The sequence below is a fragment of the Paenibacillus sp. EPM92 genome (assembly GCF_016586185.1).
In the GTDB taxonomy this organism is placed as follows: domain Bacteria; phylum Bacillota; class Bacilli; order Paenibacillales; family NBRC-103111; genus Paenibacillus_G; species Paenibacillus_G validus.
Genome location: NZ_BCPS01000097.1, coordinates 17466 through 30083 on the forward strand (window position 1 = coordinate 17466; position 12618 = coordinate 30083).

At 55.0% G+C, this 12618-nt stretch carries 15 protein-coding genes; 3 read left to right on the forward strand and 12 right to left on the reverse strand.

What is annotated here, in order from left to right; translation table 11 throughout:
* Positions 1-8 precede the first annotated feature (8 nt).
* From JMF85_RS24395 to JMF85_RS24410, 4 genes are all read right to left on the reverse strand, one after another.
* Complete coding sequence (locus JMF85_RS24395; protein ID WP_127609082.1) at positions 9-692, reverse strand: HAD family hydrolase; 684 nt, start codon at positions 690-692, stop codon at positions 9-11.
* Positions 693-957: 265 nt separating this feature from the next.
* Positions 958-1527, reverse strand: coding sequence for a manganese catalase family protein (locus JMF85_RS24400; RefSeq protein WP_127609081.1), 570 nt, complete (start codon positions 1525-1527; stop codon positions 958-960).
* 39 nt (positions 1528-1566) lie between these two features.
* Complete coding sequence (locus tag JMF85_RS24405) at positions 1567-1830, reverse strand: spore coat protein CotJB (protein WP_127609080.1); 264 nt, start codon at positions 1828-1830, stop codon at positions 1567-1569.
* 18 nt (positions 1831-1848) lie between these two features.
* Positions 1849-2052 carry a spore coat associated protein CotJA gene (locus JMF85_RS24410; RefSeq protein WP_127609079.1) on the reverse strand — a complete coding sequence of 68 codons (204 nt, stop codon included), beginning with the start codon at positions 2050-2052 and terminating at the stop codon, positions 1849-1851.
* A 126-nt stretch (positions 2053-2178) separates the two neighbouring features.
* On the opposite strand from JMF85_RS24410, the gene JMF85_RS24415 reads away from it, so the two are divergent.
* A complete protein-coding gene (locus JMF85_RS24415) occupies positions 2179-2865 on the forward strand; it encodes a C40 family peptidase (protein ID WP_201319060.1) in 687 nt (228 codons plus the stop codon).
* Between the two features lie 67 nt (positions 2866-2932).
* Here JMF85_RS24415 and JMF85_RS24420 read toward each other — a convergent pair whose 3' ends face one another.
* The 8 genes from JMF85_RS24420 to JMF85_RS24455 all read right to left on the reverse strand — a co-directional run bounded on the left by JMF85_RS24420 (position 2933) and on the right by JMF85_RS24455 (position 11195).
* A complete protein-coding gene (locus tag JMF85_RS24420; RefSeq protein WP_054797856.1) occupies positions 2933-3172 on the reverse strand; it encodes an HAD family hydrolase in 240 nt (79 codons plus the stop codon).
* Positions 3173-3310: 138 nt separating this feature from the next.
* Positions 3311-4195, reverse strand: coding sequence for a YitT family protein (locus JMF85_RS24425; protein WP_141336373.1), 885 nt, complete (start codon positions 4193-4195; stop codon positions 3311-3313).
* A 26-nt stretch (positions 4196-4221) separates the two neighbouring features.
* Positions 4222-5271, reverse strand: a complete 1050-nt coding sequence (ytvI, locus tag JMF85_RS24430) for a sporulation integral membrane protein YtvI (RefSeq protein WP_127609076.1) — start codon at positions 5269-5271, stop codon at positions 4222-4224.
* A 23-nt stretch (positions 5272-5294) separates the two neighbouring features.
* Positions 5295-6659, reverse strand: coding sequence for a hemolysin family protein (locus JMF85_RS24435; RefSeq protein WP_127609075.1), 1365 nt, complete (start codon positions 6657-6659; stop codon positions 5295-5297).
* Between the two features lie 42 nt (positions 6660-6701).
* Complete coding sequence (yfkAB, locus tag JMF85_RS24440; protein ID WP_054797855.1) at positions 6702-7832, reverse strand: radical SAM/CxCxxxxC motif protein YfkAB; 1131 nt, start codon at positions 7830-7832, stop codon at positions 6702-6704.
* Positions 7833-7970: 138 nt separating this feature from the next.
* Positions 7971-9080 (reverse strand): HD-GYP domain-containing protein, encoded by a 1110-nt coding sequence (locus JMF85_RS24445; protein ID WP_127609095.1) that lies wholly within the window; start codon positions 9078-9080, stop codon positions 7971-7973.
* A 96-nt stretch (positions 9081-9176) separates the two neighbouring features.
* A complete protein-coding gene (locus JMF85_RS24450) occupies positions 9177-10694 on the reverse strand; it encodes a bifunctional metallophosphatase/5'-nucleotidase (protein ID WP_236595982.1) in 1518 nt (505 codons plus the stop codon).
* A gap of 30 nt (positions 10695-10724) precedes the next feature.
* Positions 10725-11195: a molybdopterin-binding protein gene (locus JMF85_RS24455; protein WP_054797853.1), complete on the reverse strand. Its 471-nt coding sequence runs from the start codon at positions 11193-11195 to the stop codon at positions 10725-10727.
* 129 nt (positions 11196-11324) lie between these two features.
* Between JMF85_RS24455 and moaD the strand changes: the two genes are divergently transcribed.
* Both moaD and JMF85_RS24465 read left to right on the forward strand, forming a co-directional pair.
* On the forward strand, positions 11325-12047 hold the full coding sequence (gene moaD / locus JMF85_RS28520; protein ID WP_127609073.1) for a molybdopterin converting factor subunit 1: 723 nt from the start codon (positions 11325-11327) through the stop codon (positions 12045-12047).
* The coding region (locus JMF85_RS24465; RefSeq protein WP_201319061.1) for a ThiF family adenylyltransferase at positions 12044-12618 on the forward strand (575 nt) is incomplete at its 3' end. The genes moaD and JMF85_RS24465, both read left to right, overlap by 4 nt.

Genomic DNA, 12618 nt, shown 5'->3' on the forward strand with positions numbered 1-12618 from the left:
CTTTCTTGTTATTCGGCGCCATCCAGCAGGGCGATGATCTCGCTGAACGACCCGATGCGCACATCCGCCTCGTCCAGTTCCTTCGGCTTGCGATAGCCGGCGTAATCGCAGCCGACCACGTACAGCCCGTTGCCATGTCCCGCTTCGACGTCGGAAGAACGGTCGCCGACCATCCATGCGCGCCGGATGCCGTGGCGTTCGAGCAGCAGCCGCACCAGATCGACTTTGGAGCGCGTGTGGAATTCGCCGGCGCTGTACATGCCGGTCGGCTCGAACAACGGCTCCAGTCCTTGGTGCTTCACAACGCCCTTCACGTAAGCCTCCAGTCCGTTGCTCGCCGTAAACAACCGGATACCGCGTTCCCGCAGCCGCTGCAGCGTATCCGCGACCCCTGCGTAAAGCTCGCCTTCGCCCCGTCTCAGCCCATCGAGCTGCAGCTTAAGCAGCAGCTCATCGGCACGGCGGTGCACATGGCGATCGGCCTCCGGCATCACTTGCTCCCAGATGTGCTCCAGCAGCATGCCCAAACCGCCCAAAATATAACGCTCGGGCGGCGTTTCGCCATGAAATAAGCCTTCCGCCCGCAATTGGTCGAAGGTGGCGTGGTAGGCCGGCAAGATCAGCGTCTCCGTGCGGAACAAAGTGCCGTCCACATCGAAAATCATCGCTTCCGGCAACGATTTATGAACCATGCTTGATTCCTCCCCCCGGTACCATTTTATACAACCATGTTTGTCCGAGGTTGTCAAATGACGGGCGGGCGGGCTTACAGGCCGATACCAAAATAAATTCGCAGATACTTCTTCCAGTGAACGCGGAAAAACAGGAGCAGCCCGATTGTAATCGGTACGGATAACGCGTTGAGCCCGAGAACCGTATTTTAGACGGACGCCAATCTAAAATTTTCTTTACACCACGAAGGAAGCTCCCCGACAACTGTCGGAGAGCGAGGTTCGCTTAAAATATTTTTTTTGCGCCTTGCTCGGTCTTCAGAATTTCAACCGCTTCACGGAACCGCATCGAATGAACCACTTCCCGCTCTCGCAAAAATTTCAGGCCGTCCTGCAAATCCACATCGTCCGTCATATCGATCAACCACTGGTACGTCGCTCTGGCCTTCTCTTCCGCGGCAATGTCTTCGTACAAGTCGGCGATGGGATCGCCCTTGGCCTGAATGTAGGCCGCCGTCCAGGGCACTCCGTCGGCATTGCTGTAAAAAAGCGCCCTATCATGGCTCACATAGTGCCCGTCCAGCCCGGCCGCCTTCAATTGATCCACGCTCGCATCCTTGGTCAGCTTATAAACCATCGTGGCAATCATTTCCAAATGAGCAAATTCTTCCGTTCCGATGTCCGTCAGCAGCCCGATCACTTTATCCGGGATGCTGTATCGTTGGTTCAGGTAACGGAGCGCAGCTGCCAGCTCCCCGTCCGCGCCGCCATATTGTTCCAGGAGCAGCTTTGCCATGTGCGGGTCGCACTTGCTTACTTTTACCGGGTACTGCAGCTTCTTCTCATACAACCACATCCGAATTCTCCCCTTCCTTCGTCCGCTCGGTTGCGCCGTTCACACTTGCCATGGCCAAGGGCAATCGATCCACTGCCAAGGCTGCTTGGAGAAGCTTTGGCCGAACGACTTCAACGGACCGAACTCCTGCTCGAATTGATACGCAAGCTGCATCCGTTGTTGCGCGTATTGGTTGTATTGCTGGAGCGCTTGGATGTCCTGCGGGTGGGTATCCAAATACAGCGTCAATTCGACCAGCACAAAATCGACGGCCTGCAGCTCTTCCAGCTGCCGATAGAAATGCTCGGGTAGTGCGTGCGACATTCCGGTTCCTCCTGTCGGTCAATATTTTCGAGGATGGTACGGGCTGTAAAGCGCCGGCCATAATGTGCCTAGCCGAAGCGCTTCGTGGGGGGAAAATTGCGGCAAATTGGGCGGTTGAAAGCCGATGTATAAGTTCGGGGGGGTCGAGTACGTCTTCTCGAGTACGGGCGGACAAGGGTCCATCGGACTTACGTACGGAAACCATACTTTGGTTTGATGCATGAGGCGAATTCCTCCTTCTGTGAGCGTCTACCATTATTTATACATTGAGGGCAAGTCCGGTATACGTATAAAATGTCAGCAAGTGCTGCCAATTTTGGAAATTAATAAAAGGAGCTGTTCTCACACATGAAGAAATCGCTTGCAAAAACGATGGTGATCACGTTGTTAGGAGCCGGCATCATCCTTTCTCTGCCTCAATCCGCGATTCCCGCTTGGGCCGCGAACACGCAAGTCTCCTCGACGTTGAGCCTCGGTATGTCCGGTGACTCGGTTTCCGCGCTGCAGCGCGACCTCAAGACGCTAGGGTATTTTACTTACCCGACGATCACCGGTTATTACGGCACGGTAACGCAGCAAGCAGTCCGTTCGTTCCAAAGCGCCTACAGCCTGGCGGTTGACGGTAAAGCAGGCCCGATCACGCGCACGGCGCTCAACCGGGCGCTCGTCAAAAAAGCGATGCTCGCCGACGCGAATAACTACATGCGCGTTCCCTACGTATGGGGTGGCACAACACCTGCAGGCTTCGACTGCTCGGGCTTTGTGTATTTTATGTTCAACAAGCACGGCGTTGCGATGGCTCGTACCAACACCACGACGATGATCACCATGGGCACGCCCGTCAACCGCAGCCGGCTCATGCCCGGCGATCTCGTATTCTTCGGCCTGAACGAGCCCGGCGTTGCGTCCCATGTAGGCTTTTATATCGGCAACGGCGAGTTTATATCGGCCACCCGTTCGGCCGGCATCTATATCCAGAAGCTCGACAGCAGCTATTGGGGACCGAAATATTTAGGCGCCCGCCGGGTTTATTAAGAGAACCGCAAAAATTATCAATCCAACTCACAAACCGACGGCAGTCCGGACCAATGCGTAATGATTCCTAGCGGCTCATGCACGGAGGCCGGCTGCCGTAGCCGCCTCGCTCATATTCGCCGTACAGTCGGTCGTTAACGCCCAGGAACCTTCGGGTCACTTCCTCCGGATTCAATCCCGCCGTCGGCCCGTATACGGAGAACGTTCGCACGAGCGCTGCATGCCAAGTGCTCGCATAATCAAATAACGTGTCGTCCAAGTCAAACAAGATCAATTGCCCTCGAAAACGCGGACGGTTTTCTTCCATGGAAGCTCGCACCTTTATCGCGCGCCGATCGGCGCCTGCATCTGCAGATCGATTGTATAGGAATCCGCGTGTAAAAGGACAGACCCCGCCGGAATAACCGACGGGGTCGTGATAGGATGGAACACTATTCATCCTTACTTAGTGGATGTCCTTCTTGTTGAACCTGCCGCCCTTCACATCGTGAATGTTGCCGACGGCCAGGAACGCGGAGTTATCGAGCTCTTCGACAATCGATTTAAGCTTCGCTTCCTCCAGCCGGTTAATCACGCAGAAAATGACGAGCTTGTTGCCGCCCGTGAACGCGCCCTCGCCCTGCAGGTAGGTGACGCCGCGGCCGAGCCGCTGTATGATCGCATCGCCGATCTCGCGGCTGTTGTCGCTGATGATCCAGACCGATTTGGACTCGTCGAACCCTTCGATCGTAATGTCGATAACTTTAAAAGCGATGTAGTAAGCGATCAGCGAGTACATCGCATGATCCCAGCCGAACACGAAGCCGGCGCTGCTGAGAATAAACAGATTGAAGAACATGACGACTTCGCCGACGGAGAAAGGCAGCTTCTTGCTGAACAAGATCGCCATAATCTCGGTTCCGTCGAGCGAACCGCCCGAACGGATGACCAAGCCGACGCCTACCCCCAGAATGATGCCTCCGAAGACGGCAGCGAGCAGTGGATCGAAGGTCAGGGCTTTAACCGGATGCAGCAGCGTTGTCCCGAGCGACATCACCGCGACGGCATATAAGGTGGAAATCGCAAACGTTTTACCGATTTGCTTATACCCTATGTACAAGAAAGGTAAATTGAACAGTACCAGAAAGATTCCGATCGGCACCCCTGTTAAATGGGACGTGATGATCGAAATGCCGACAACGCCGCCGTCGATGATTTTGTTCGGAACGAGAAAAATTTCCAGCCCGACGGAAAAGATCGCGGAGCCCAGAAAGATTAAGAACGCGCGACGGATTAATTTAGCGATTGAAATTTTGGAATGTTGTTTGACCTTAGCTACATCTCCTTGCAATGCTTGTCCTCCCTTTTATTTGATGGCTAGCCTTCGAGCTTGATATTGATTTTCAAAATGCCGACGCGGCGAAGCGCTTGATACACGATGATTAGAACCGGACCGAGGAACAAGCCCACGACGCCTATAGCTTGAAAGCCGACATACATACTGACCAGTGCGGCAAGCGCGTTGATGCCGACGGCGTCTCCGATAATTTTCGGCTCGATCAAACGGCGGAACACGACAATGACCAAATACAAGACGATCAGTCCGATCGCCAGCTGCATATTGCCGACGAGCAGACTGTAGACGGCCCAGGGCAGCAGCACAGCGCTTACGCCGAGCACCGGCAGCACGTCGACGACAATGATCAGAAGCGCTATCGCGAGCGGATAGTCGACCCGAAGCACGAGCAGCCCGATCAACGATACAATGTAGGTTAACAGGCTGATCAGCATTTGGGCAAACAGGAAGCCGACGATCGCCCGGCGCAAATCCGTCAGCACCGTGACGACCTTTGACCGCGAACCGCTTTCGAACAAGTTCAAAAACGATTGATGCAGCTTCGGCAAACTTAGCGAAACCAAGTAAAGCGCAATGACAAACACGACGAAGAAAATGAACAGGTTCGGGATCGTTCTGGCGATTCCGATCAAATAACCGCTAACGGCCGAAACGATGCTGTTCAAATTTTCCGTTAATGCGACCAAGCCGTTCTCGATCCAATGCTGCACGTCGGCAGCCATCGCAGGCGGCAGCGTCTCAAAGAAAAATTGCGTTTTGACGGATGTGTTTTCCATGAATAATTTCGCCTCGTTCAAGTAACTCGGGGCGTTTTTCAAATACTGGACGAGCTCGGACACCATTTTGAAGCCGACCAGGTAGATGAAGCCGAGCAGCAATCCGGTAAATAAAGTACAGGCCGTAACGGCCGCCGCTATGCGGTTGAACCTCGCATATTTGATCAGCGCCTGCACGACCGGCTCCAGCAATATTGCGAGCAGCAGCGCGAGCAGAAACGGAAAGCCGACGGTGAACAATCCATAGAGAACCAAAGCGCCTAACGCGCAAAAAAGAATCGTTCGTAGCGACATTCCAGTGAGGGCCCCCTTCGAAATTAATGTGCCGGCTTCTGCTGTTCTTCGCCTTCCGGCCCGAGCTTCAAGATCGGTCGAATCGTTAATCGCACCACGCGCAGACGATCCACTTCGGTAACCTCGAATTGAAAGCGATCCAGGGTATGCTTCTTCCCTATCTCAAGGTTGCCTTCCAGCTCCTTGAACAGCCAGCCGCCGATCGAGTCTACGGCTTCGTCCTCGATTCCGAGGCCCAGCATATCGTCAAGCTCCTCCAGCAAAACCCGCCCGTCCACCGAGTAGGCATCGCCGATCTTCTCGATTTCCGGCCGTTCGGTCTCGTCGAACTCGTCGTGGATTTCGCCGACGATTTCCTCCAGAATATCTTCTGCGGTAATCAAGCCGGCTGTTCCGCCGTACTCATCGATCACAATCGCCAGCTGGGAGCGCTTCTTCTGCATCATTTTCAATACATGGCTGATTTCCATCGATTCCGGCACCATCAGCACCGGCCTGACGAAATCGCGCAGCTGATGCGATTTCTTCGGCTCGCAGGTCAGCATATCCGCGATGTGCACGAACCCGATAATCTCATCCTTGTCGCTCGTTGCCACCGGATAACGGGTATGCTTCGTTTCATACACGATATTTAAATTTTCCTCAAAAGGCAGTTCCGTAAACAAACAATCCATATCGGTGCGCGGCAGCATAATTTCACGCGCCACCCTTTCGGAGAATTCGAAGATGTTGTCAAACAACGTCATCTCGTCTTTATCGATATGGCCGCTCTTTGCGCTTTGGTCCATCAATATGCGAATCTCTTCCTCTGTATGAGCGGCTTCAAGCTCCGTGGCGGGCCGGACGCCGATCAGACGCAGAAGCCGGTTCGCCGCGCCGTTCAACAAATAGATGATCGGGTAAAAAAGCTTGTAGAAGAGCATCAACGGCGCCGAGAGCCAAAGCGATGTGACTTCCGACTTTTGGATCGCGAGCGATTTGGGCGCCAATTCCCCCAGGACGATGTGCATGAACGTAATGACCGCGAAGCCGATGAAGATCGCGAGCGCGTCCGCGTACCAGGCTTGGGCCAGTCCGATCATTTCGAACAGAGGCTCGACGATCAGATGAGAAATCGCAGGCTCGCCCACCCAGCCTAAACCAAGCGAGGCCAGCGTAATGCCCAACTGGGTCGAAGACAGGTAGGCGTCCAGCTTTTTCGTAACGGCAAGCGCATATTTTGCCTTTCCGTTCCCTTCGCTTTCCAACTGCTGCAGGCGGGTTTGTCTGACTTTCACCAGCGCAAACTCCGCGGCGACGAAGAAACCGTTAAGGAAAACTAAAAAAACAACGAGGACCAGATTTAACGCAATCGAACCGAAATCAAACCCCGTACTATGGCTCTCCACTACTGTTCAAACTCCTTCTCATGCGTGATAGGCAGCTTGTAATTAAACGATGGCGCGTCGGGTTGAAAAATCGACATCTTTATAATACGTATCCGCGACCAACAGATTCGGCCCGCAGCAATTCGCTCCCGGGCAGTAACACCCGACCGAGCTGTAAAGCGGATGTTCCTTCCAGCGGGCAAACACTTCGTCCAGACGGTCAGTCAGCGCATTCCCCAGCGGAGGCACATCGGAGAAATCGGTCACGTAGACGTCACCCGTGAACAAATTCACATTCAACCGGTTGCGTCCGTCCGGATCATTCCTTACGGTTACGTTCGGTTCTCCGCGCAAACGCGTTATGATCTGCTGATCCTCCTCTAAGAAGCTGCAGGCATAGAACGGAAGCGTGCCGAACAGCATCCAGAGCTCGGGGTTCCTCCCGTCCAGCAACCGGTGAACGGCCTGCCGCGTCTGGTCGAGCGACAATACCGGCAGGTTGGACGCGAATGCGCTCGGGTACATCGGGTGCACCTCGTGGCGGCGGCAGCCCATCTCGTCGATCAGGCGGTGAATACCGACCAGCTTGTCGTGAGTGCGGTAATTGATCATCGATTCGGCCGATACGAACATCCCGGCACGCGACAGCTCGCGCGTATTGTCTATCATCCGTTCATAGAGCTTGACGGCCGACGCTCTGGGCGTGCGCCGTTCGGAGCGAACGAAGCCAACCTCGTAGAAATCGTCTACGTTCAAATAATTGAACGAAATATGCATCACGTCCAGATAAGGAGCCAACGCCTCGTATCTCGATATATCAAGCGTCAGATTGGAGTTAATTTGCGAACGGACGCCTCGCTCCCTGGCATATTTCAACAACGGTACGATATAGTCCCGCACCGTTTGCTCATGAAAGCTTGGCTCGCCGCCGGTTATGCTGATCGTCTCCAAGTGCTCCACTTCATCCAACCGCCGGAGCACGTCGGCTAACGGAATACGGATTCCTTCCGACAACGTTAACGACTCTCCCACCGCACAGTGCTCGCAGCGCATGTTGCACAGATTGGTTACGGTCAGTTCGACGCTCGTCAACCGGTGCTGGCCGTACCGCCGAAAGGCCGGCAACGGGTCCCACGGATCGTATTGCGGCGAAATTTCGAGAAAGGGAGGCTGTATGGCAAATAATTCAGACATGTTGTTATGTACACCTGACTCTTCATTAGAATTCTTGTTATCACTTACTGATCAATTCTTATTGTAACGTAATATGTATGAAAAGAAAACCGATTGAAAAAAGCCCGAAACCGGTGCTGGCCGAATTTCGGGCTTAACTCATGGTGCTGTTAAAGTGATCTTTTCGTCGTTCACACCAGTAATCAAGACGGTATGCACCTTGGACAAATCGATTTCCTTACTGCCGTCAAGCATCTGACCGGCCTCGTCTTCCAGCAATCTGACGATCGGCCGATGCGGCACTTTCGCGTTGAGATCAACGACAACGCCTTTCTCGCCCGTATTCAGCGTCACGGTGACGCCGATCGGATAAATGGCGATTTTATCGCGGAACAGCTCGATCTTCGGCTTATCGAACAGCGAACCCGTACCCGTGAACAAGATCTCCATAGCCTGATGCGGGAGCATCGCTTTGCGGTACACACGGTGTGTCGTCATCGCGTCGTACGAATCGACGAGTCCGATCCAACGCGCGTATTCGTGAATTTCGTCGCCCTTTAAACCGCGAGGATAACCGCTGCCGTTCAGCCGCTCGTGATGCTGGAACGCGCAGTGTGCGGCGAGCAGCGGAATGTTGGGCTCGTCCTTCAGAAATTGGAAGCCGAAATTCGTGTGCCGCTTAATATGCGAGAACTCCTCATCGGTCAGCGGTTCTTTCTTGCGCAGCAACTCGGACGGAATTTGCGTCTTGCCGATGTCGTGAAGCAGCGCCCCGAGACCGAGCGTTGTCAATTCTTCTTGACCGTAGCCCTCGGCCATTCCGAGCATCGTCGAGTAGATGCATACGTTAAGGGAATGCTGGTACAAATATTCGTCCATCACGCTGATGTTCGTCAGCATAATCATCGCATCTTTATTACAGCTTAAATCCTGCAGAATCAGGTCCAATAAGCTGCGAAATGTCTTGCCGAGTTGAAGGTGTCCGACGCCCTTACGTTTGACCTGATTTTCGCCGATTCTCCGGAACGACTCGCGTATTTCCGCTATCGCCCGTACCCGGGTTTCATCCGAAATGACGTCCCGAATGACCAGATCATGGGTCCGCGGGTCATCAATATAAACGTAATCAATACCATGGGATTCCAAGCGGCGAATCAAGTTTTGCGTCAGTTCGACCTGCTCCGCGAGCAGCGTTAACCCGTCCGAATTGTAAATCTTTTTGCCGAGCCTCATGCCAGGCTCCACCATGCTGATCGGAAGCAAGCGCATAGTCGTACTCACGTCTTCTTTCTAAACAAATATTTAGAAAATCCACTTACTTAGGTTTAGCCTATCGGATTCCCGGCAAAAGAGCAATATATTTTTTCAATTTCCGACATGCTTTTGTCGTTTTATCCACCGCCCGCGGCTGCTGTCCTGCAAAGCTTTCGCATTGCGCAGTTCATGAAGCAGCACGTCGCGCAAAAATTCAGGCAGGAAAAACTCAGGTTCAATACCTTGGCCGATGGATAAATATCCGATGCCGAATGTAAACATGTCGATCGTCCCGACGGTGTACAACCGATCGTCGATCATCGGCGATTCGCCTACCCGGACGCTGACGATTTTCGAGTAAGGAGCACCCTCCGGATCAAACTCGACGCTCAGTCCGTCCAGGCACAACGTGCCGAGCACCTTGCCCCGAAAGCCGAAGCCGAACAGCGGCTTATCCATAAACTCCGGCAGCAGCGATTCTTCCAGCGCTTGCCTAAGCTGCGCCCCGGTCAGCTTCAACCGGCACGGGTTGATCGGCGACGGGCAAAGCTTGAGCAGCATACCGGCCGACACGGGCCCTTGCTGCGGGCCTCCGAGCAGTTGGCCGGCGTTCACCAAGCCGATCTCGGCGTCCACCCACCGCCGAAGACCGGCGGCCAGCAGGTTGCCAAGCGGCGATTCGCCGTACCAATCGATCGGCATATCGCGGTCGAGACGAACGACTTCCCGGGACAACGTTTCATTTGCTTGGTTCGCATACAAGTCGATGACGGCCTGCAGTTCGGGATCTCCGTTCATTTCTGCCGTCGCATGTACGCCCGCACCAACCAGCTCAAGCCGTTTCGTCTGCCGCTCGTACGCCAGATCCACCGCCCCGACGTATTGTCCATGTTTGCCTGCGGCACAAATCCAGGTCGATCCGACAGAGAGGGGCTCCGTCAACAAATGGTGCGTATGTCCGCCAAGAATGACGTCGATGCCGGGGATGTCTTCCGCTATCTTCTCGTCATGGCGAAGGCCCAGATGCGACAGCAGCACGATGATGTCCGTTTGCGGACGCAGCTCTTCTACAGCTTGACGGATCGTATCGTACGGATCGCTGATTTCCCAGCCCAGCAGCTTGTAAAAAAGCGAGAATGCGGCCGTCGCACCGATGAGACCGATGCGCAGCCCCGCTTTCTCCATGATATGCCAAGGCTTCATCCAAGCCGGAGCGGTTCCGGTTCGGGCTGCAACCATGTTGCCAAGCACAACGGGAAACCGTGCGGCTTCGCCGTACAGCCGGTCCAACACATCCGGCGTATACGTCAACCCCTCGTTATTGCCAAGCGTGACGGCATCGTATCCGGTCGCGTTAATCACCGCGATATTCGCCAATCCCTCGGTGCCTTCCGTTTCGGAACGCATCCGGTCCAAGTGATCGCCGATATCGAGCGTCAGCGTGTGCGCCTCCCCCGTATTTTCCTTCAACCGCTTGATCCATTCAGCGATCCGGGGCATCTGATCGAAATGACTGTGTATATCGTTCGTATGTAGGATACGAAGCCTGACTCGTTCTTTCGTGATACAAGCCACCTGCCTTGAATCGCAAAGCGGCGGACGCTTTGCGATAGTTTCGTTCTTAATCATTCCTAAAGCTATGCCTTTAGCAGATCGGGGTTATTTGCTTTGCCGGTTCGCCAACATCTGCTCCGGTGTCACCGTATTGGAAAATCCGAAGGTCGCTTTATCGCCTAATGCCGGATCGTACAGTAAACAAAGGCGGACGACGCTCTTGACGTTCAAACATTCGCTGCTCCCGTTCGGCACATACAGGCGAATCGGAAAGCCCTTCTGTAAAGGCTGCCCCTCCTCTTGTGCATAGAGGATAAAGGCATCCCGCAATTCGTGCCACGGAATCGTAGCTTGAAACTCATCAACCGCCGCAACCTGCAGGTGCGTCGGCTGCAGGGAAACGTCAGCCCCCTGCGCAGCGCTCCACGCCTCATACCAAGCTTGCCAATCCACCGCTTGGCCCTTTAAGCCGTTTATTCGAAGCTCCGGATCGATCGTCTCGGAGCAAACCGCAGCGAGTTCCCCGGGCGACGAATACCTTACGCTTCCTTTGGAATCGTCTACTACTTCAATCATGTCTACCTACCTCCGTTTCTTTAGAGCTTACCTGCCATTATATCACTTTTGCCCCCGGTTATGGTATGCTGATAGGTAAACGTAACGCATTAAACCGGATCGAAAACTACGAAAAACGGAGTGATCGAGTTGAAGCTGAATGTACTTTTGTTTGCCGGTCTGGCAGACCTGTTGGGCGCAAGGACAATTGAGCTTGAGACGGATTCGTCAAGCTGGACGGTAGCCGATCTGAAGGAGCAGCTGGTACGCCGTTACCCGCATGCATCTCAGGCAATATCGAACGCATATGCTGCGGTAAATCAAGAATATGCCGAAGCCTCCGCAGCTATACGCGAAGGCGACGAAATTGCCCTGATCCCGCCGGTATCCGGAGGCGAACCGGATTGGGTGGAGCTGACTCGCGAGCCGATATCCCCGGATGCCGTCACCGCCAAGGTGCTCCATCCGAATCATGGGGCGTCGCTCGCTTTTGTAGGCACGACACGGGAATGGACGCACGGGAAACGGACGGTACTGCTCGAATACGAAGCGTACGAGCCCATGGCGATCCGGACGATGAACCAGATCGCGGGTGAAATCGCCGAACGCTGGCCCGGCGCGCTGTGCGCGATCACTCATCGGCTTGGCCCGGTTGCTGTCGGCGAGATCAGCGTCGTCATCGCAGTTTCCGCCCCTCACCGCGACGCCGTGTATGAAGCGAACCGTTATGCGATCGAACGGTTGAAGCAAATCGTTCCCATCTGGAAGAAGGAGCGCTGGGAAGACGGCTCCGAATGGAAAGGACATCAGCTCGGACCGTGGAACCCGTTAGCCGGGGTTTCCGCTGCAGGCGAAGGAGGATCGGCATCATGAGCGAACGTCCGGATATCTGGCCTGAGCATATCGAGATCGACCGCGAGCGGTATTCGCGGCAAATGCTGTTCGCTCCGATCGGCGAAGCCGGTCAGGCGAAGCTGCTGCGGTCGCGGATTGCGATCGTCGGCATGGGCGCGCTCGGCACCGTGCTCGCCAATCATATGGTGCGCGCCGGCGTCGGCTTCGTCCGCCTGATCGACCGCGACTTCGTCGAACGCAGCAACCTGCAGCGCCAAATGCTGTACGACGAGGCCGATGCGGCCGCCTCGTCCCCGAAGGCGGAGGCCGGGGCAGCGCGCCTGCGGGCGACCAATTCCGGCGTAAGCATCGAACCGGTCGTCGCCGATTTGAACGTCACCAATGCCGAAGAGCTGCTGACCGACGTGCAGTTGATCCTGGACGGCTCGGATAACTTCGCCGTCCGCTTCCTGATCAACGACGTCAGCGTGAAGCACGGCATTCCGTGGATCTATGGCGGCGCGGTCAGCTCGCGCGGCGTATCGCTTACGATCGTGCCGGGCGAAACGCCCTGTCTGCGCTGCCTGTTCGGACAGCCGCCGGCACAAGG